Genomic DNA, 17,832 nt, shown 5'->3' with positions numbered 1-17,832 from the left:
GATAAAAATTTCCGAAAATTATAGCGTGTTTAGATAGACAGTTTTTCGATGCGGCGGTTGTCGCCGTAGATCCAGTTCACCAGCATACGGGTGCCGGTAATGGCGGTAAACATCGAGGTCAAGATGCCCAGACACAGTACCACGGCAAAGCCCTTGACCGGGCCGGTACCGAAACCGAACAACAACAAGGCTACCAAAAGCGTGGTGACGTTGGAGTCTAGAATGGTGGCGAAAGCCTTTTCATAGCCGACATAAATGCTGGCTTGCGGGCTGTTGCCGTTGCGCAGTTCCTCGCGAATACGTTCGTTAATCAAGACGTTGGCGTCCACGGCCATACCGACGGTCAAAACGATACCGGCCATGCCGGGTAAGGTTAGCGTAGCCTGCAATAACGACAAAATGGCGATCAGTAACACCACGTTGAAGACCAGCGCGAAGTTGGCAATCAAGCCGAAAGCGCGGTAATAAATGATCATGAACACCACCACCAGTAAGAAACCCACCTGGATGGAGGTCATGCCTTGATCGATGTTTTCCTGGCCCAAGCTGGGGCCGACAGTGCGTTCTTCGACGATTTCAACCGGCGCAGCCAAGGCGCCGGCTCTTAATAGTAAGGCTAGGGTGCGGGCTTCCTGCGGGTTATCCAAGCCGGTAGTCTGGAATCGCTTACTGAAAGAGTCGCGAATGGTGGCGACACTGATGACTTTTTCGACTTTTTCCTTATGTTGAACTTTTTTGCCGTCGACGACTTGAGTATCTGATTTATATTCGATGAATACCACGGCCATCGGCTTGCCGATATTCTCCTGGGTCAGCTTGCCCATTTTTTTGGCGCCGACGCCATCCAGAGTGATGAATACGGCTGCCTGGCCGTCTTGATCCAGGCCGGAGGATGCGTCGGTGATTTGGTCGCCGGTAACGATAACCGAGCGTTTCAGCAATATCGGCGCACCGTTTTTGTCGTAATACAGACGGCTGCCTACCGGCACGTGGCCGCCCACCGCAGCTTTGACATCATGTTCCACGTCGACCAGACGGTATTCCAGCGTGGCGGTAGTGCCTAGCAGTTCCTTGGCGCGGGCAGTATCCTGTACCCCCGGTAATTGCACCACGATACGGTTGCTGCCTTGTTGTTGAATAATCGGTTCCGCTACACCCAGTTCGTTGACGCGGTTACGCAGGGTGGTAATGTTTTGGTCCAGTGCGGATTTTTTGATGGCCAGAATTTCACGTTCCGGCATGGTCAGCAAAAATTCATTGGGGCCGCTTTCGGCTAGATCGAGGTTACGGAAATCCTTGTTCAACACTGCCGCGGCAGCTACCCGGTTTTCCTCGTCGGGCAACACCACTTTGATGCCGTTGGCTTCTTTCGTGACGGATTGATAGCGGACCTTGGCGTCTCTGAATGCGCTACGGATATCGGTATTGTAACGCTCATCGGCTTGTTTCAGTGCCGTGTCCATGTCCACTTCAAGTAGAAAATGCACGCCGCCGCGCAAGTCCAGGCCTAAATACATAGGTTCCGCACCCAGCGCATTCAGCCAGCCGGGCGTTGCCGGCGCCAGATTCAGCGCCACGGTCGCTTGATTGGCCATTTTGTTTCTGAGCAGATCCGCGGCTTTCATTTGCTCGTCGGTGTTATTGAAGCGAGCCAGGATTTTGCCGTCTTTAAAGTCATAAGCCTTGACGACATAGCCGGCATTTTTAAGCGTGGCAGCCACTTCATCGGCTTGAGCTTGTTGCAGCGGAGTTGAATTGCTGGAAGCCAGTTGCACTGCGGGGTCGTTTCCAAAAAGATTTGGCAGCGAATAAATTAGGGCAAAAACCAGAACGGTCAGGACCAGGATGTTTTTCCAAAGCGGGAAGTGATTTTGCATGGTTATTCCGTTAAAGCAGAGACAACTGCGCTGTTACCAAGGATCAAGTGTGAGTGGATAAATGAATCGCGGAAAACTTAAATTTTTGGTTTTTTATTCAAGGTTTTGTAAGTGCCTTTAGGCATCATGTTGGCGATGGCGTGGCGTTGTACTTGAATAAAGCTGTTTTCGGCTACTTCCAGTTTGACGAAATTGTCGTCCAGATCCGCCACTTTGCCTAAAATACCGCCGGAGGTGACGACTTCCGAACCTTTGCTCAGCGCGGCCAGCATTTGTTTTTGTTCTTTGTTGCGTTTGGATTGCGGGCGGATGAACAGAAAATAAAAGAAAACTAAAATACCCAATGGAAACAGCATGCCTTCGAAACCGGGTTGTGAAGTTACGGGCGCGGCTTGGGCCATGGCGTCGGAGATAAAAAAGCTCATTGTTATCCTCTTAAAATTATTATCGTCGTGTTGTAATCAGTGTCTGGTGTTTGACCAGAAAGTCGGGCATTATGCCACAGTCGTGCCGGTTATCGCATATCGGCTTGTTTTTAGAGTTGTTATCAAAAACAACGACCTATCTGTTCGCCTAGTTTTACGGGCTTGCCGGCCGTCAGATTATCCAGCCAGGCTGTTTTGTCTTTGCCGAATAGCACGATAATGGTCGAACCCATATTGAAGCGACCCATTTCCGCGCCTTTTTCAATGGTGGGGGCGTTGTCCTGATATTTCCAGGTCCTGGGTGTGCTGATGGACGGTGGGGTGACGACGCCGTGCCAAACCGTTTCCACGCTGGATACGAAAATCGCGCCGACCAAAACCAATGCCATCGGTCCTGCTTCGGTGTCGAAGATACAGACCACGCGTTCGTTGCGGGCAAATAAATTAGGCACGGCATTGACGGTGGTATTGTTGACGCTGAACAGGCGACCGGGAATATGCACCATTTCTCTCAAAGTGCCTGTCAACGGCATGTGCAGGCGGTGGTAATCCTTGGGGGACAGGTATATGGTGGTGAAAGAGCCGTTCTCAAAGGCTTTGGCGCGCTCGGCGTCGCCGCCCAGTAATTCCAATGCAGTATAGCTATGGCCCTTGGCTTGAAATATCCGGCCGTTCTCAATTGGGCCGGCCTGGCTTACGGCACCGTCGGCGGGGCAGGCGATGGCATCATGCGCGGGCGCTACGGGCCTGCTGCCTTCCGTTAATTCACGGGTAAAAAACCTGTTAAAGCTGGCGTAACGATCCAGATCCTGAAATTTGGCTTCGTTCATATTCACGCCGTACATACGGACAATCAGCTTGATGAACAGATTTTTCCATACGCTGTTTTCGCAGTGGGTCAGTTTAGACATCAGTCCGGACAGGGCGTGATGAGGTAAAACGTATTGGGGGAGTACGGTAAAAATATCTTTTAAGGTCATGATTCGGAGTCGGGAGTTTTTCCGCTGATAAAGTAGGCAAAGGCGATCACTTCGGCTACGGCGATATATAGCTGCTGGGGAATTTCATCGCCCAGCGGTACCTGGGCCAGGATGCGCGCCAGTTCGGGTTCGTTTTGCAATGGCACGCCGTGTTTTTCGGCAATCGCTAAAATTTGCTGAGCGGTAAAACCTTCGCCTTTGGCGGTGACTTTCGGCGCATTTTTGCCGTCGTATTTTAAGGCAACGGCGATATCGCTGGTATAAAAGGTTTTGCCGCTCACAACGCGTTAAGGTAGGTTGACGACTGTCGGCGCCTGCCAATCGGGATTGAGATGCTCGGCAATCACCGTGGTGTAGATGCCGCCGCGCACATTGAACTCGGCGCGCAGGCGCATGAAGCTAGGCGAAATAGCCGCAACGATATGGTCCAGAATTTCATTGGTAACGGCTTCATGAAAGGCGCCTCGGTCGCGGAATGTCCACATATAGAGTTTCAGCGATTTCAATTCCACGCATAGTTTGTCAGGCACATATTCGATCACCAGTTTGGCGAAATCAGGCTGTCCGGTCATCGGACACAGGCAGGTGAATTCCGGAATGTCGATACGAATGGTGAAGTCGCGCTCCGGTCTGGGGTTTTCGAACGTGGTTAAATCTGGGCTGGGTTTTGTAGTCATTACTGTTTTTCATTTAGTTTAATCAATCCGCGTACCGCGTTTGTGAATTTTATCAGCTATGCGCGTGGAAAAATTTAAAGATTAACTTCAATGAGTTGCAAAGCAGGCCTCGCTTAGTGTGCGGTAAGTCCGGTTATTCAAAATATCTACCGATAATTTTGAAAAATTGCGGTAGAATCGAGCCGTAGTGTCACTTGATGCTACCAATGTTTCCATGGGAGGTCGATGATGGACATTACCGCATTAAATCCAAGTCAAAAAAACATATCCGTAGGCAGAAATAGTTCAGCCGGCACCAAAGCAGCGGAACTTGATAGCTCAGCCGGTCAACGGAACAAAGTTCCAAGCGACCGTGATGGTGATAAAGACAATAGCGTTGCTCGGGATAGCGCCACCATATCGACGGAAGCCTTGAAGCTGTCTAATACCGATTCCGTAAAACAGGCGACCAATCAAACTCAAATCCCGGATCGCCAAAAAGCGCAGGAAGCTGCTAGCAATATCATTACCGCTATCCAAACTGATCCTAACCAAGCAAAAAATGCCTTCGCCAATGCTTCTCCAACCAGAGTGGCAAATGCTTTGGCTTAATCGGTTGCCGAAGCGCCCTGGTACATCAATAAAGCCAGGGCAGTAAACGCCAGCGGGTCTGGCAATAAGCCGCATAGACAGCGCCGAATTGTTGCAGCAGCATTTTTTCTTCGATATTGATTCTGGTTCGAAAGCCCCAAAATATGGGGATGGTTAAAAACAACAAGGCCAGAAAATCTCCCATTGCCAATCCAGCCGCGGCAAGCGCCAGCAGTAAACCCGTATAGGCCGGATGGCGAATGGTGCGGTAAGGTCCGCTGGTAATCAATTGATGTTGCTGCTGGATGGTGACGTGCGTGGTAAAAAATTGGCCTAATTGTGTAACTGCCCAAAATCTAAGACTCAAACCGCAACCGAATACCAGCATTGCCAATAATTGCCTGGGCAGATACGGTATAGGAATCGGTATCCAGGCCAGTAGTTTGAAACTAAAGGCCAACACCAAACTACCGAGAATGCTTAACCATAGCCAGCGTTGCGATCGGCACTCGATAGTCAGGATAAATCGACTATCCGGGCGCGATTGTCGGGCTAGCCTAATCTCCGCAAAGACCCAGAGCAGGCAAAGCAGCAACCAGACGAGGCGAACGGATGTCATTTTAGCTCCTGTTTCAATATCATAATGGAGTCAGCCGGCATGGCCGTGCCTCATGTAACATAGCCCAATTTGCCGGCCAATATGAAGAATATCATTGAACTGAAACAGGTTTACAAGGATTACCCGCAGGCCGGTGTGCTGCAAACCGTGCTGCACGATATCAATCTGACAATTTTCCCGGGCGAATTTGTGGCCATTGTCGGGCCGTCCGGCAACGGCAAATCGACCTTACTGAATTTGTTGACCGGGATCGATCATCCCAGTCGCGGTCAAGTAATCGTAAACGGTGCTGCCTTGCAAAAGCTGAGTAACGAAAAGTTGACGTTATGGCGCGGAGCGAATGTCGGCATCGTGTTTCAATTTTTTCAATTGTTACCCACTTTAAACCTGTTGCAAAACACTGTGTTGCCAATGGATTTTTTGGGTAAGTTGCCCAAGCGCCAACGACAGCAGCGGGCTATGCAGTTACTGGAGCAGGTCGGTCTGGCCGAGGCCGCCGACCGTTTACCCAGCCAGATTTCCGGCGGACAGCAACAACGGGCAGCGATTGCTCGCGCTTTGGCGAATGATCCGCCGCTGATTGTAGCCGACGAACCCACCGGTAATCTGGATGCCGCTACCGCCGATGAGGTATTCGATTTATTTGCTCATTTGCGCGAGCGGGGCAAAACCCTGGTGGTGGTGACGCACAACGAGGCGCTTGCCGATGCCGTCAGCCGCAAGCTGGAAATCCGTTCCGGCCGCATTCATGCCGATACACTGGCGCGGGTAGGCTGATTTGCATACTTTATGGTACAAGGCGATTGCCGACCTGAGACTGTCAAAGTCGCGGAGTCTGCTGGCCGTGGCCAGTATGGCGGCCGGGGTGTTTTGTGTCGGTGCCTTGTTCGGCATGATCGATTTACAGCTCAGCCAAATGGACGCCGCCCACCGACGGTCGCAGCCTTCGCATATCAATCTGATTTTACGCGGCGATGCCGACATGGCGTTACTGACGCAAGTAAAAGCCTTGCCAGGGGTTGCCGCAGTTGATACGCAAACGCCTGTTACCGTAAGGTTTCGGCGTTCGGATACCGCAACCTGGACGTTGGCGACAGTGATCATCCGTTCTGATTTTGCAGCGCAACGCTTCGATAAAATCAGTCTGGATGCCGGCCGCTGGCCATCCGCCGAGCAGATAGCCGTCGAAAGCTTGTCGGCCCATTACGCCGGTTTGCGAATTGGCGACAGCCTGGAATTGGCAACCGAAGCGGGAAACCGCCGCTTTGCGCTTGGTGGCGTCGCTCGGCATCCTTTCGTTAAGCCGCCGAAATTCGGCGGGCAACTGCATTTTTTTGCCGATAGCGCCAGTGCGGCATGGTTTGGCGTACCCGAATATACTTTTCGGCAGGTATTGCTGCAAGTGACGCCTCCGTATAGTGAGGATAAAGCCCGTACAGTAGCCGGAGAGGTGGGTAGCTTGTTTTCCAGGCACGGCATTGCCGTGAATGTGACTTTGTTGCAAGACCCGCAAAAGCATTGGGGCCGACCTTTCATGGCCGGTATCAATGGCGTTTTGCAAATCATGGCTCTGGTGTCGTTGGCGTTGGCCAGCGTGCTGGTCCTAAACACCGTTTCCGCGCATATTACCCAACAAACCGATCAAATCGGCGTGATGAAATCACTGGGGGGCGGCAACCTGACTATTGCCGCGGTTTATCTGGCTGAAATTCTGTTGCTGGCACTGCTGGCGATTGCGGTGGCAATGCCTGTCGGATTGTTGACGGCGGACTTGAGTGCTTGTCAGTTGTTAGCCGTATTCAACATCGACTGCGGCGGCTTTAAATATTCAAGGCGGGCGGTTTACCTGATGGTGTTGGGCGGCATCCTGGTGCCGTTGTTGGCCGGGTTGGGGCCAATTTGGCGTGGAGCCGGCCTGAATGTGCGGATGGCAATGGCCAGTTATGGACTCGGTGCGGATTTTGGCGGCAACTGTTTCGACCGTTGGGTGGAACGCCTCGGTGCCCGCTGGTTGTCGACGTTACGCGCGGCTGCTTTGGGCAACCTGTTTCGGCATAAGGGTCGGTTTGTTTTGACTCAAAGCGTGTTAATCGTCGCGGGGGTGATGTTTTTGGTATTGATGTGCCTGGCCGCCTCGCTGAATTTAACATTGGACAATGAAATGGCCCGCAGCCGTTATGCGGTGCGGTTGGGGTTCGCTGCCGACCAGCCTGTGGCCAAAATCAGGGAAATTGCCGAGTCATTACCAGGTACTCGGCAAATCGAACCGTGGCGGCGTTTGCCGTTGGAAATGACTAAAAACGGTCAGGTTTTACGGCAAAAAGGCAGTCTGGGGACGCAAATACTGGCACTGCCGGTTGCCGGGGATATGTATCAGCCATTAATCGAATCCGGCCGCTGGTTCCGTGCCGGGGATACCGGGCAGTCCGTATTGGTGTTGAGCGCCGATACGGCCGCTTTAAACGGCATTCAGACGGGCGATAGGCTGGACGTGGCGATAGGGTCAAAACGGCAAAGTTGGCAAGTGATCGGCACTTACCGTTGGTTGGTTGGCAGCAGTTACAATGTCGAACCGGTATATGCGCCACTGGAAACGATACAGCAGCTGACGCAACAACCGGATTCGGCCACTTTTGCCCTGATACAAGCCCCGATTACTTCTGTCGCCGAGGAAGCCGATTATTTGCAGACGTTAAAGAGCCGTTTTCAAGCCGCCGGAATGCCTTTGGATGTCTATAACACTCAGGGCGTCCTGGAACAACGGCTATTTGCCCGCAATCAGTTCAAGCCGATGCTTGGTACGCTGATAGGATTGGCCTGCATGATTGCGGCCGTGGGCGGCATTGGGCTATCCGGCGCCTTGGCTATCGGTGTCTTACAACGCAGGCGCGAGATCGGGGTGTTGCGGGCCATTGGCGCACCGTCAAAAGCAATATTCGGTTTGTTTTTAAGCGAAGGGCTGCTGCATGGCGTGCTGGCCTGGGTTTTGAGTTTGCCATTGGCCTACCTGGCAGCCGAGCCGATGGCCAAACGACTAGGGCAGACTTTATTCGGCATAACCTTGGATTTTACGTTTGCCGGATTGGCAGCGCTCTGTTGGTTGGGCATAGTACTCGGTTTGGCTTGGCTGGCTTCCTATTGGCCGGCTCGCCAGGCTGCGGGGATGACGGTCAAAAGCAGTCTGGAGCATTGATAGATTGAATGTCGTCCCCTCCCCCGATCTTTATTTCTGCTGGGACGGATTATCCAGTGAATATTTCAATATTTATTGATTGAGTCGACAACGCTATAGCCATCCTGAACGTTTTAAGCGCCAATAGAGTAGCAAGCTGCCAAATAAAACACCGCCGACCACCAGCGGATAGCTATATTCCCATTCCAGCTCCGGCATATGTTTAAAGTTCATGCCGTACCAGCTGAACAGCATGGTGGGGATGGCCACGATTGCCCCCCAGCCGGCTAGCCTTTTCACGACTTCGTTTTGCCTGACGGTCTCAAGCGTCAAATGTACCTGCATCGCGGCAATCAGCATTTCCCGAATGCCGTCTATGGCGCGGTCTATACGGCTGATATGGTCGGCAATATCCCGAAAATATAAGCGCACGTCTTTAGGGATATTGATTTCATGCGAATGCATCAATACGTTGCAAATATCGATGACCGGCATGATCACGCCTTGCATCTGAATGAGCTCGCGTTTCAATTCGTACAGGCCTTCCATGGTTTGCCGGCTGGGATGGTTGGTGAATATAGCCGACTCCAGTTCGTCAAAACGGGCTTGTAAGCCGTCCAATACTGGCATGTAATTGTCGACGATGAAGTCCATGATGGCGTAGAGTGCAAAACCCGGGCCTTTAGCCAGTTGGTGCGGCAATGCCTCGCAGCGGGCGCGCACTTTGTTGTGGCCGAGCGAAGCCCCATGGCGAACCGTGACCAGAAAATGGCTGCCGACGAAAAAATGGGTTTCGCCGAACTCGATGCCGTCATTTACCAACACGGCGGTATGTAAAACAATAAACAACGAGTCGCCATATTCTTCCAGTTTTGGTCGTTGGTGCGCCGAGCGGGCATCTTCTACTGCCAACTCATGTAATCCGAAGGCATTTTGTATGGCGGCGAGTAAATCCGGGTCCGGTTCGCGTAAGCCCAGCCAGATAAAATGATCAGGCTGTTTAATGGCTTCACTGATACGGTCAATGTCGACGTCGCCGGCTTTGACCCCATGGTGATACGCAACGCCTTTCATGATCGTGTTGTTAGTGTCGGTGTTTGGCAAAAGTGATCTCCAGAGTTGAGTGCGTTTTAATTGCTAGGCTTGAGTAAGTGGATAGCATGGTTTAAATAGCTTCGCATCGAAGAGGCTATCTTGTTCGGTTAAAATCAGGCCTATAAAAATTCGCTGGCAATATTCGCTTGGTTATCATGAAGCGGTTTAATCTTTATGGCAAATTGCTAAACGTATCGGTCTGCCGCGGCATTTTAGGGCTATAGTTATGCTACAAAAACATAAAGTGATTCCGATTTGGGCTAAATAGGGCCATATTTTATTTTTAAGTATTGGATTGATTCATGACAAGCAAAGATGAGCCGGCTGCAAAAGCTTTGGATTTGGATTATGCGTTGGCTTTGGCCATTAGACTGCATCAGTCGCGAGAGCTGGATGACGCTGAAGAGCTGTATCGCACTATTCTCGAGCAATATCCTCGGTTTCCTGAAGCTTTACATTTTTTGGGATTACTGATGCACCAAAAGGGTGATAACACGCAGGCGATCGGTCTCATTGAGCAAGCGATTGCTGAAGCGCCGGAATATTCGGATGCCCATAATAACTTAGGCAATATTTTTAACCGGCTGGAAGATTTCGAAAAGGCTGCGCATAGTTATAGCCAAGCGCTGGATCTGAATCCGGATAATGCGGCGGCTTTTAATAATTTCGGGGTGGTTTTAAGCCAGTTGTCACGCATAGAAGACGCGATTGAGGCTTTTTCTAAAGCGATTGCGTTAATGCCGGAAAATGCCGAGTTTTATCGTAATTTGGGTAATGCCTATAAAAAACAGGGTGAATTCGCTTTATGCATCGAGGCGTATCGAAAAGTCATCGGTTTAAAACCTTATAACGCTGAAAATTACGAAAATCTGTGTGCGGCCATGTGTCTGCAGGGCAAGGCCGAAGACGCCATTGTGTTGGTAAAACAATGGCTGGAACACGACCCGGAAAACCCGCTGGCGTTACACCGCTTACGGTCTTATACCGGCGAGTTCGATCTTCCCAGGGCCTCGGATGAATACATTACCCAAACCTTCGACGATTTTGCCGACAGCTTCGATATGGTACTTAAGCGCCTGGAGTACAAGGCGCCGTTTTTAGTCTCCGACGCGGTCAAGGATATTTTTAACCAAACCCAAACGGGTTTGGATATTCTGGATGCAGGTTGTGGAACCGGCCTTTGCGGGCCTTTATTGAAACCTTACGCCAAACAATTGGTGGGCATTGATTTATCCGCCAAAATGCTGGAAAAAGCCAAAAAGCGTGAGTGTTACGACGATTTGCTGCATGCCGAGTTAACCGAATGTATCGTCTCTTACCCAGCGCGGAGTGACGTGGTTGTCTCCGCCGATACCTTGGTTTACTTTGGCGATCTGGAAGCGGTATGTCTGGCGGTGTCGGGCGTATTGTTGCCCGGCGGCCACTTTGTATTTACCTTGGAAGAGTTCGAGGAAGACATTGCGCAAGGGTTTAAAATCCAACCTCATGGCCGATTTAGTCATACCGAAGCTTATATTCAAGATGTCATATTAGCGGCCGGTTTTACCATGATCAAATTGGAAAGAGTCATGTTACGCTATGAAGGTGGGGTGCCGGTCGATGGGTTTTTGGTGGTTGCCCGCAAGGTTTTGAGTCAGTAAAGTGAACGAGTGGAAAATATATGGCTGATTTGGTGTCATTAAATAAGATTTTAGTCCCGAAAGCGGCGCTCATTTGCCAGGATATTGAGCTGGATCAACAGGCTCGGACCGGTCTGGCTTCCGATCCATCACCATTGGATTTTTTGCAGAGCTTGATCAAGCAAAAAATGTACCCTGATGCCGTGCGTTTTTTGGCCAGGGCATTACCAAAACGGGAGGCGGTTTGGTGGGCATGCCTGAGTGCTCGCAGTTGCATGCTGGAAAAACCCGAACCAAAGCTTGCGCAAGCCGTGGAAGCGGCCGAAGCATGGGTCTATAAGCCCACGGAAACCAATCGGCGCCAAGCCTTTAACAGCGCCGAGGCTGCGTCGTTCGAAAATCCCGCCGCTTGGGCGGGAATGGGGGCGTTCTGGAGTGAAGGCAGTATGGCGCCGGAAAATGTTCCGGCGGTACCGCCCGCGGACAATTTGACTGCCAAGGCAGTCGCTGGCGCGGTTATGTTGGCGGCGGTGCAAAGCCAGCCGGAAAGGGCCAATGATAAATACCTGTTTTTTTTGGAACAGGGCATCGACATTGCCAATGGTGGTAATGGACGGCTTTGGCAAGGTTAACTGGAGTAGATAGCGATGGGTCAACCGGCTTCGAGAATTACCGATATGCACGTATGTCCGATGTTTACCGGGCCTGTGCCGCATGTCGGAGGCCCTATTTTACCGCCGGGCGCGGTGACTACCCTGATAGGTAAAATGCCGGCCGCTCGGGTTGGCGATATGGCGGTGTGCGTTGGTCCGCCGGATTCAATAGTGAAAGGGTCGGCAACGGTTTTGATCGGTAAAATGCCGGCGGCCAGAATGGGCGATCAGACCGCTCATGGCGGAGTGATCGTGCTGGGTTGCCCGACGGTTTTGATAGGCGGCTGACCTTTTGGCTGAAAATGTTACACAAATGATATGCGGACTATAGGATTTCAATCATGGCTCTATCTCAAAGTGATCGGATAGCTTCGGTAACCACCCCGTTGGGTGAGACTGATTTGCTGTTATATCGAATGACCGGCACCGAGCATTTGAGTCAGTTATTTGAATATGAGCTGGAGTTGCTCAGCGAAAAAAACGATATCGATTTAAAGGCTTTGCTGGGCAAAAGTACCACAGTCAAACTGTTGTTGCCGGACGGTAAGCATCGCTCTTTACATGATGTCGTGACGCGTATCAGTTTGTTTGGCATGCTGGGCCGCTTGTATTATTACCGGGCGACCCTGCGACCTAAAGCTTGGCTGTTGTCCAGAACCAGTAATTGCAGAATTTTTTCCAATTTGTCGGTTCCGGATATCGTAAAAAAGCTGCTGGCCGAGCACGGATACACCGATTTAGAGAATAAGTTGGCCGGCAGCTATGAGCCGCGTGAATATTGCGTGCAATATCGGGAAAGCGATTTTAATTTTATCAGCCGCCTGATGGAGGCTGAGGGTATTTATTATTATTTTAAGCATACCGATAGTCAGCATACCATGGTGCTGTGCGATGACAGTTCCGGTCATGCGCAACCGGCCAAGCAGAAAATTCGTTATTTACCGCCCGAAAATCAAGGCCGCCGCAATGAAGAACATATTTTTGAGTGGCGTGTCAGCGAAGAAATCCAAAGTGGGGTTTATGAACATGATGATTTTGATTTTGAGAAGCCGAAAGCCGAATTGAAAACGACCTCTAATGATCCCGGCGGACATGAAGAAGATAGTAAAGAGGTTTATGACTATCCCGGGAATTACATCAAAACGGCGGATGGGGATCATTACGCCAAAGTCAGAATGCAGGAGATGCGGGCCGGGTTTGAGTATATGTCCGCCTCCGGCAATACGCGCAGTCTGGCGGCAGGGAATAAATTCGACCTGATCGAGTTTCCGCGCAAAGACCAAAACCAGGAATATATCGCTGTTTCCACTCAAATCCAGCTGCAAAACAACGGTTACGAATCGTTTGGCATTGCCGATTGCCTGGAGCCTTATCAGTGCCTGTATACGGTCATCAGCAGTAAATTCAATTACCGGGCGCCAAGAGTCAGTCGTATACCGATTGTGCAAGGCGTGCAGACCGCTATTGTGGTGGGGAAATCCGGCGACGAAATTACCACCGATAAGTACGGTCGCGTCAAAGTCCAGTTTCATTGGGACCGCGAGGGTAAAAACGACGAAAACAGCTCCTGTTGGGTACGGGTTGCCCAAGTGTGGGCGGGCAAAAATTGGGGTGCCATCCATATCCCGCGCATCGGGCAGGAAGTGATTGTGGATTTTCTGGAGGGGAATCCGGATCGGCCCATCGTGACCGGGCGGGTCTATAATGCGGACCAAATGCCGCCTTACGATCTGGATGCCAACAAAACGCAAAGCGGGATAAAGTCGCGCAGCAGCAAAGACGGCTCGTCCGATAATTTCAATGAAATTCGGTTTGAAGACAAAAAAGGCGATGAAGAGCTGTACATGCATGCCGAAAAGAACTTTACCCGGGTGGTAGAAAACGATGATGTTCATACCATCGGCTTTGACAAAAAAGATCCCGGTGACCAGAAGGTCGACATTTACAATGATCGAACGGTAACTCTAGATCAGGGCAATGATTTGCTCACTGTCAAAATGGGTAATAGAACGGCCGAAATCAAACAGGGTAATGATGAAATTACAGTAGGAATGGGCAACCGCTCGGTGAAGGTAGACACAGGTAAAATCACCGAAGAAGCCATGCAGTCGATTGAGCTAAAAGTCGGCCAGAATAGTGTGAAAATCGATCAAACCGGCGTAACAATCAAAGGCTTGATGATTAAAATTGAAGGGCAAACCACAACCGATCTTAAAGGCCTCACCACCACGGTTAGCGGTGATGCAATGCTAACCGTTAAAGGCGGCGTGGTAATGATTAATTAAGTCGGTCTATCGGTTATCTTGTTAAGCCGTGTTTAGCTGACCCTCAGCCTGTTGCTTGAATACCTGGGAGTAGCGAGCAAAGTCGTTTTTATAATCGGTTAACCATAAGGGATTTTGCAGAATGTTTTTAACCGATATCTCGTAAGGTGTGCGCACGCCTTTGTGGTCGCAGGGTGCTCCAATTTGCGACAGTTCAAAACCTTCCCGTCTTATGAAGCATGCTAGCGCCGGCGCAACAATAAAATACCAATAATCCAATTTATTCTCTGCCGAGTAGTCAACAGCTGCTTTAAATAATCCCCATATCATGCTGCGGGTTTGATTTTTGAAATTATAAAAAGATCTGACTTTGTCGTTTTCCGCAGCGATTTCTTGGTCGGGCAAGCCGTAAGGCGCGAAGCGTTTGGAAGAAAAGCGTCTGGCTTCCTTGATGACGCATAGCCTGGACATTTCCACCGATACTTTGCGTGTTTCCGGACTTATACGCCTATGAGACGAGCTATGCTGCTCAAATGGCAGTTTGTTGTTATGGTTAAAAACCAAGCGCAATCCCCCTAGCCAATGACCAGTGATTTTATGGCGGACTAAAAAATGAACGGCGTTATCATCCCATTCATCGGACTCCATCTCATCAGGGTAGAGCGTTTTGTCTTCAAAGCCCATTTCCTCGCAATAGACTTGATATCTGAGGTTGTAGTGAATTTGCTTGCTTTCCGGCGTATCCGCCAGGAAAACCTCAAAACAGTTATCAAAAGTTTGCTTTTCGGAAACCAATGTAAAACTCCATAAGGTATTGGAAATAGTCCGTGGCTTAAATTTATTGTTGCGGATTGTGGCTAAATTTAAGTTTCGAAACAATTTTAGACTATATTTTTTACAGCAAATGTAAGCTTATGCTTAAGATTGGATTAAAATTGTGTGACTGATTAATGTTCATCCGCTAATAAGGATTGAGACGGACAGGGGAAATGCCAAAATATTCGTGGTTTTTTTTTGACGGTCTCTTGGCTACAATCTCGGCTGTTCATTGGTATCCATCATATAAACTAGGAGAAATAAATGGCTGAATTCAGAAAGTATAAATGTAAAACCTGTGGTCACATTTATGACGAGGAATTAGGTGATCCTCGCAATGGGGTCGCGCCGGGGACTCGTTGGGAAGACTTGCCTGAAGATTGGGGGTGCCCAAAATGTGGCGCGGTAAAATCCATGTTTACCTTAATGCGTTAAGCTAATTTAGCTAACCATGCGCGAAAAAAGAAAGGGTGCTTCGGCACCCTTTCTTTTTGGTTAAAAGTTCAGGCCAGTTTGCTCGTTAGGAAATTAACGATTTCCGAAAAGGGGATTTCCCGACTTGCATGGTCGGTTCGCCCTTGATATTCGACAGTGCCGCTATCAAGCCCGCGGTCGCCAATCACGATTCGGTGCGGGATGCCGATCAATTCCATGTCGGAGAACATGAATCCGGCCCTGACTTTTCTGTCGTCCAATAGCACTTCAATGCCTGCGTCTAATAATTCGCGGTATATTTTTTCCACGGTTTCTACCAGTCGGTCGGACTTATGCATATTCATGGGGCAGAGTGCGACTTGGAACGGTGCCAGTTCGTTGGGCCAAATAATACCTCGCTCGTCATGGCCTTGCTCGATTGCGGCGGCAACCACGCGAGAAATGCCGATGCCATAGCAACCCATTAGCATAATTTGATTTTTACCGGCTTCATTAATGATGGCGGCGTTCATGGCCGCGCTGTATTTGTCGCCTAACTGAAAAATATGGCCGACCTCTATACCACGAGCAATGGTGATTTGGCCCTTTCCATCCGGGCTGGCATCGCCTTCAACAACCAAGCGTAAGTCGGCTATCTGCTCGGGTAGCGGTAGATCGCGTTGCCAGTTGCTGCCGCTATAATGCTTACCATCCCGATTGGCGCCACAAATAAAATCGGCCATTAAAACGGTGCTGCGGTCGGCGATGATGGACATTTTTAAATCGATGGGGCCAATCGAGCCGGGCTTGCAGCCGCAAGCGGCAATAATTTCTTCATCGCTGGCGAATTGTAGCGGCGATAGTATGCCGGGCATTTTTTCGGCTTTGACAGGGTTCAACTCATGGTCGCCCCTCAGCAGCAATGCGACCAAGCTGTTGTCTTGGCCGCGCACGATCAAGGTTTTCAAACATTGCTCGGCGCGGACATTGAAAAATTGGCTGACTTCTTCGATGCTGTGTTGGTTTGGGGTGTCGACTAAAGTGAATGCTTGATTAGGTTGCGGGCGCTGGCCTTGGGGCGCTAAGGCTTCGGCTTTTTCGACATTGGCGGCATAGTCGCTGGCGTCCGAGAATGCGATAGCATCTTCGCCGGAATCGGCCAATACGTGAAATTCATGCGATACCGCGCCACCAATAGCGCCGGAGTCGGCGATGACAGCGCGGAACTTCAAGCCGAATCGGTTAAAAATGTTGGTGTAGGCTTGATACATGACATCGTAAGTTTGCTGTAGCGACTCCTGATGTAAATGGAAGGAATAAGCGTCCTTCATGACAAATTCGCGCGAACGCATCACGCCGAAGCGTGGGCGAATTTCGTCGCGAAACTTGGTCTGGATTTGGTAATAGGTAATCGGCAGCTGTTTATAGCTTTTCAGTTCGTTGCGGGCCAGGTCGGTAATGATTTCTTCATGTGTCGGTCCCAAGCAAAATTCGCGGGCATGGCGGTCTTGCATGCGGGCCAGTTCAGGGCCGTATTTTTCCCAGCGGCCGGTTTCTTGCCAGAGTTCGGCGGGCTGCAGCGCCGGCATTAATACTTCCAGCGCACCGGCTTTATTCATTTCTTCACGGGTGATCTGCTCCACTTTGCGCAAGACCCGCAAGCCCAAAGGCAGCCAGGTATAGATACCGGCCGCGATTTTGCGAATTAAGCCCGCGCGTATCATGAGTTTGTGGCTGGCGATTTCGGCATCGGCAGGGGTTTCTTTTACGGTATTGAGTGGAAATTGAGATGTGCGCATGTTGATGAAGTTTTATTGAGTCGATAAACAGCTATTTTACCGATTAAGCGGTAAACTGAGAATTTTACAGGGGTTAATTTTACGGTAAAAATAGCCTATCATGAGCGAGTTTGTTTAATCCGGCTATATTTGTGAAGCAGGCGCCGATGACATTGTCAGGTATTGGAAAATATGATTAAGGTTTTGCTGGTAGATGATCACGAGTTAATAAGAAGCGGAGTCGAAGCATTGCTCAATGCTTTCGAAGACATTACTGTCGTTGCGGTTTGTGATTGTGGTGAAAAAGCTTTGCAAAGTATAGAGATTGATCAGCCCGATGTGGTGTTGATGGATGTCAATATGCCGGGCATGGGGGGGTTTGAGGCGTGCAGGAGAATTTTGCAGCGCTTCCCGAAAGTTAAAATTGTTGGTTTATCCGTGCACAACGGTGGGGCAATCCCGCAACAACTATTAAAGCTTGGTGTGGAGGGGTTCGTTTCTAAGGCTTCGCCGGTCAGTGAAATGGTGGGCGCCATTAGGGCGGTAATGTCCGGGAAGCGTTATTTGTGCCAGGATGTGGCCAGTAACTTGGTATTTGAATCGATAGAAGGTGGAGAATCGTCGCCATTTTCGCAATTATCGCAACGTGAAGCGGAAGTGGCGCAGATGATACTAAAAGGCAAGGGTATTCAGGAGATCGCCGAAGCATTGACTCTAAGCGATAAAACCGTCAATACCTACCGCTATCGTTTATACGCGAAATTAAAGGTAAAAAACGATGTCGAGCTGACACGGTTGGCGGTTAAATATCATTATTCAGAGCCGATTTAAACTTAAAGAGGCTCCGTCCGGAGCGGGCGGGGCCTCTTTTTT

At 50.2% G+C, this 17,832-nt stretch carries 18 protein-coding genes; 9 read left to right on the top strand and 9 right to left on the bottom strand.

Annotated elements, in window-relative coordinates:
• Positions 1 to 29: 29 nt before the first annotated feature.
• From secD to queF, 5 genes are all read right to left on the bottom strand, one after another.
• Positions 30 to 1,877: a protein translocase subunit SecD gene (secD, locus tag M0R33_RS01960; protein WP_292564278.1), complete on the bottom strand. Its 1,848-nt coding sequence runs from the start codon at positions 1,875 to 1,877 to the stop codon at positions 30 to 32.
• A gap of 77 nt (positions 1,878 to 1,954) precedes the next feature.
• On the bottom strand, positions 1,955 to 2,302 hold the full coding sequence (gene yajC, locus M0R33_RS01955) for a preprotein translocase subunit YajC (RefSeq protein WP_292564275.1): 348 nt from the start codon (positions 2,300 to 2,302) through the stop codon (positions 1,955 to 1,957).
• Positions 2,303 to 2,424: 122 nt separating this feature from the next.
• Positions 2,425 to 3,282: an archaetidylserine decarboxylase gene (gene asd / locus M0R33_RS01950; RefSeq protein WP_292564273.1), complete on the bottom strand. Its 858-nt coding sequence runs from the start codon at positions 3,280 to 3,282 to the stop codon at positions 2,425 to 2,427.
• Positions 3,279 to 3,563, bottom strand: coding sequence for an EscU/YscU/HrcU family type III secretion system export apparatus switch protein (locus tag M0R33_RS01945; protein ID WP_292564270.1), 285 nt, complete (start codon positions 3,561 to 3,563; stop codon positions 3,279 to 3,281). Before M0R33_RS01945 ends, asd begins: the two co-directional genes overlap by 4 nt.
• A 6-nt stretch (positions 3,564 to 3,569) precedes the next feature.
• Positions 3,570 to 3,959 carry a preQ(1) synthase gene (gene queF, locus M0R33_RS01940; RefSeq protein ID WP_292564267.1) on the bottom strand — a complete coding sequence of 130 codons (390 nt, stop codon included), beginning with the start codon at positions 3,957 to 3,959 and terminating at the stop codon, positions 3,570 to 3,572.
• A gap of 228 nt (positions 3,960 to 4,187) precedes the next feature.
• On the opposite strand from queF, the gene M0R33_RS01935 reads away from it, so the two are divergent.
• Positions 4,188 to 4,550 carry a hypothetical protein gene (locus M0R33_RS01935; protein ID WP_292564264.1) on the top strand — a complete coding sequence of 121 codons (363 nt, stop codon included), beginning with the start codon at positions 4,188 to 4,190 and terminating at the stop codon, positions 4,548 to 4,550.
• A 25-nt stretch (positions 4,551 to 4,575) separates the two neighbouring features.
• On the opposite strand, the gene M0R33_RS01930 is transcribed toward M0R33_RS01935, so the two are convergent.
• Positions 4,576 to 5,148, bottom strand: a complete 573-nt coding sequence (locus tag M0R33_RS01930; RefSeq protein WP_292564262.1) for an isoprenylcysteine carboxylmethyltransferase family protein — start codon at positions 5,146 to 5,148, stop codon at positions 4,576 to 4,578.
• A gap of 81 nt (positions 5,149 to 5,229) precedes the next feature.
• Between M0R33_RS01930 and M0R33_RS01925 the strand changes: the two genes are divergently transcribed.
• Positions 5,230 to 5,925, top strand: coding sequence for an ABC transporter ATP-binding protein (locus M0R33_RS01925; protein ID WP_292564261.1), 696 nt, complete (start codon positions 5,230 to 5,232; stop codon positions 5,923 to 5,925).
• Position 5,926: 1 nt separating this feature from the next.
• Complete coding sequence (locus M0R33_RS01920; RefSeq protein WP_292564259.1) at positions 5,927 to 8,341, top strand: ABC transporter permease; 2,415 nt, start codon at positions 5,927 to 5,929, stop codon at positions 8,339 to 8,341.
• A gap of 93 nt (positions 8,342 to 8,434) precedes the next feature.
• Here M0R33_RS01920 and corA read toward each other — a convergent pair whose 3' ends face one another.
• Complete coding sequence (corA, locus tag M0R33_RS01915; protein WP_292564256.1) at positions 8,435 to 9,424, bottom strand: magnesium/cobalt transporter CorA; 990 nt, start codon at positions 9,422 to 9,424, stop codon at positions 8,435 to 8,437.
• A gap of 293 nt (positions 9,425 to 9,717) precedes the next feature.
• On the opposite strand from corA, the gene M0R33_RS01910 reads away from it, so the two are divergent.
• Genes M0R33_RS01910 through M0R33_RS01895 form a run of 4 tightly spaced genes read left to right on the top strand, consistent with a single transcriptional unit; the run spans position 9,718 to position 13,972 of the window.
• On the top strand, positions 9,718 to 11,055 hold the full coding sequence (locus tag M0R33_RS01910; protein WP_292564253.1) for a tetratricopeptide repeat protein: 1,338 nt from the start codon (positions 9,718 to 9,720) through the stop codon (positions 11,053 to 11,055).
• A 20-nt stretch (positions 11,056 to 11,075) separates the two neighbouring features.
• Positions 11,076 to 11,666: a hypothetical protein gene (locus M0R33_RS01905; protein ID WP_292564250.1), complete on the top strand. Its 591-nt coding sequence runs from the start codon at positions 11,076 to 11,078 to the stop codon at positions 11,664 to 11,666.
• Positions 11,667 to 11,681: 15 nt separating this feature from the next.
• Complete coding sequence (locus M0R33_RS01900; protein ID WP_292564247.1) at positions 11,682 to 11,975, top strand: PAAR domain-containing protein; 294 nt, start codon at positions 11,682 to 11,684, stop codon at positions 11,973 to 11,975.
• Positions 11,976 to 12,028: 53 nt separating this feature from the next.
• Positions 12,029 to 13,972: a type VI secretion system tip protein VgrG gene (locus tag M0R33_RS01895; protein WP_292564244.1), complete on the top strand. Its 1,944-nt coding sequence runs from the start codon at positions 12,029 to 12,031 to the stop codon at positions 13,970 to 13,972.
• A 21-nt stretch (positions 13,973 to 13,993) separates the two neighbouring features.
• Here M0R33_RS01895 and M0R33_RS01890 read toward each other — a convergent pair whose 3' ends face one another.
• Positions 13,994 to 14,746 carry a PEP-CTERM/exosortase system-associated acyltransferase gene (locus M0R33_RS01890; RefSeq protein ID WP_292564241.1) on the bottom strand — a complete coding sequence of 251 codons (753 nt, stop codon included), beginning with the start codon at positions 14,744 to 14,746 and terminating at the stop codon, positions 13,994 to 13,996.
• 285 nt (positions 14,747 to 15,031) lie between these two features.
• Here M0R33_RS01890 and M0R33_RS01885 point away from each other — a divergent pair, with 285 nt between their 5' ends.
• Positions 15,032 to 15,202, top strand: a complete 171-nt coding sequence (locus M0R33_RS01885; protein ID WP_292564239.1) for a rubredoxin — start codon at positions 15,032 to 15,034, stop codon at positions 15,200 to 15,202.
• 68 nt (positions 15,203 to 15,270) lie between these two features.
• On the opposite strand, the gene M0R33_RS01880 is transcribed toward M0R33_RS01885, so the two are convergent.
• Positions 15,271 to 16,980, bottom strand: a complete 1,710-nt coding sequence (locus tag M0R33_RS01880; protein ID WP_292564237.1) for a proline--tRNA ligase — start codon at positions 16,978 to 16,980, stop codon at positions 15,271 to 15,273.
• 171 nt (positions 16,981 to 17,151) lie between these two features.
• Between M0R33_RS01880 and M0R33_RS01875 the strand changes: the two genes are divergently transcribed.
• Positions 17,152 to 17,790: a response regulator gene (locus tag M0R33_RS01875; RefSeq protein WP_292564234.1), complete on the top strand. Its 639-nt coding sequence runs from the start codon at positions 17,152 to 17,154 to the stop codon at positions 17,788 to 17,790.
• Positions 17,791 to 17,832 lie beyond the last annotated feature (42 nt).

It is taken from the genome of Methylomonas sp. (assembly GCF_023228165.1).
Classification (GTDB): domain Bacteria; phylum Pseudomonadota; class Gammaproteobacteria; order Methylococcales; family Methylomonadaceae; genus Methylomonas.
This window is presented reverse-complemented; position numbering and strand designations above follow the sequence as displayed.

Coding starts and splice junctions, on each gene's coding strand:
- secD (WP_292564278.1), bottom strand. CDS start 1,877: ATGCAAAATCACTTCCCGCTTTGGAAAAACATCCTGGTCCTGACCGTT.
- yajC (WP_292564275.1), bottom strand. CDS start 2,302: ATGAGCTTTTTTATCTCCGACGCCATGGCCCAAGCCGCGCCCGTAACT.
- asd (WP_292564273.1), bottom strand. CDS start 3,282: ATGACCTTAAAAGATATTTTTACCGTACTCCCCCAATACGTTTTACCT.
- queF (WP_292564267.1), bottom strand. CDS start 3,959: ATGACTACAAAACCCAGCCCAGATTTAACCACGTTCGAAAACCCCAGA.
- M0R33_RS01935 (WP_292564264.1), top strand. CDS start 4,188: ATGGACATTACCGCATTAAATCCAAGTCAAAAAAACATATCCGTAGGC.
- M0R33_RS01930 (WP_292564262.1), bottom strand. CDS start 5,148: ATGACATCCGTTCGCCTCGTCTGGTTGCTGCTTTGCCTGCTCTGGGTC.
- M0R33_RS01925 (WP_292564261.1), top strand. CDS start 5,230: ATGAAGAATATCATTGAACTGAAACAGGTTTACAAGGATTACCCGCAG.
- M0R33_RS01910 (WP_292564253.1), top strand. CDS start 9,718: ATGACAAGCAAAGATGAGCCGGCTGCAAAAGCTTTGGATTTGGATTAT.
- M0R33_RS01905 (WP_292564250.1), top strand. CDS start 11,076: ATGGCTGATTTGGTGTCATTAAATAAGATTTTAGTCCCGAAAGCGGCG.
- M0R33_RS01900 (WP_292564247.1), top strand. CDS start 11,682: ATGGGTCAACCGGCTTCGAGAATTACCGATATGCACGTATGTCCGATG.
- M0R33_RS01895 (WP_292564244.1), top strand. CDS start 12,029: ATGGCTCTATCTCAAAGTGATCGGATAGCTTCGGTAACCACCCCGTTG.
- M0R33_RS01885 (WP_292564239.1), top strand. CDS start 15,032: ATGGCTGAATTCAGAAAGTATAAATGTAAAACCTGTGGTCACATTTAT.
- M0R33_RS01880 (WP_292564237.1), bottom strand. CDS start 16,980: ATGCGCACATCTCAATTTCCACTCAATACCGTAAAAGAAACCCCTGCC.
- M0R33_RS01875 (WP_292564234.1), top strand. CDS start 17,152: ATGATTAAGGTTTTGCTGGTAGATGATCACGAGTTAATAAGAAGCGGA.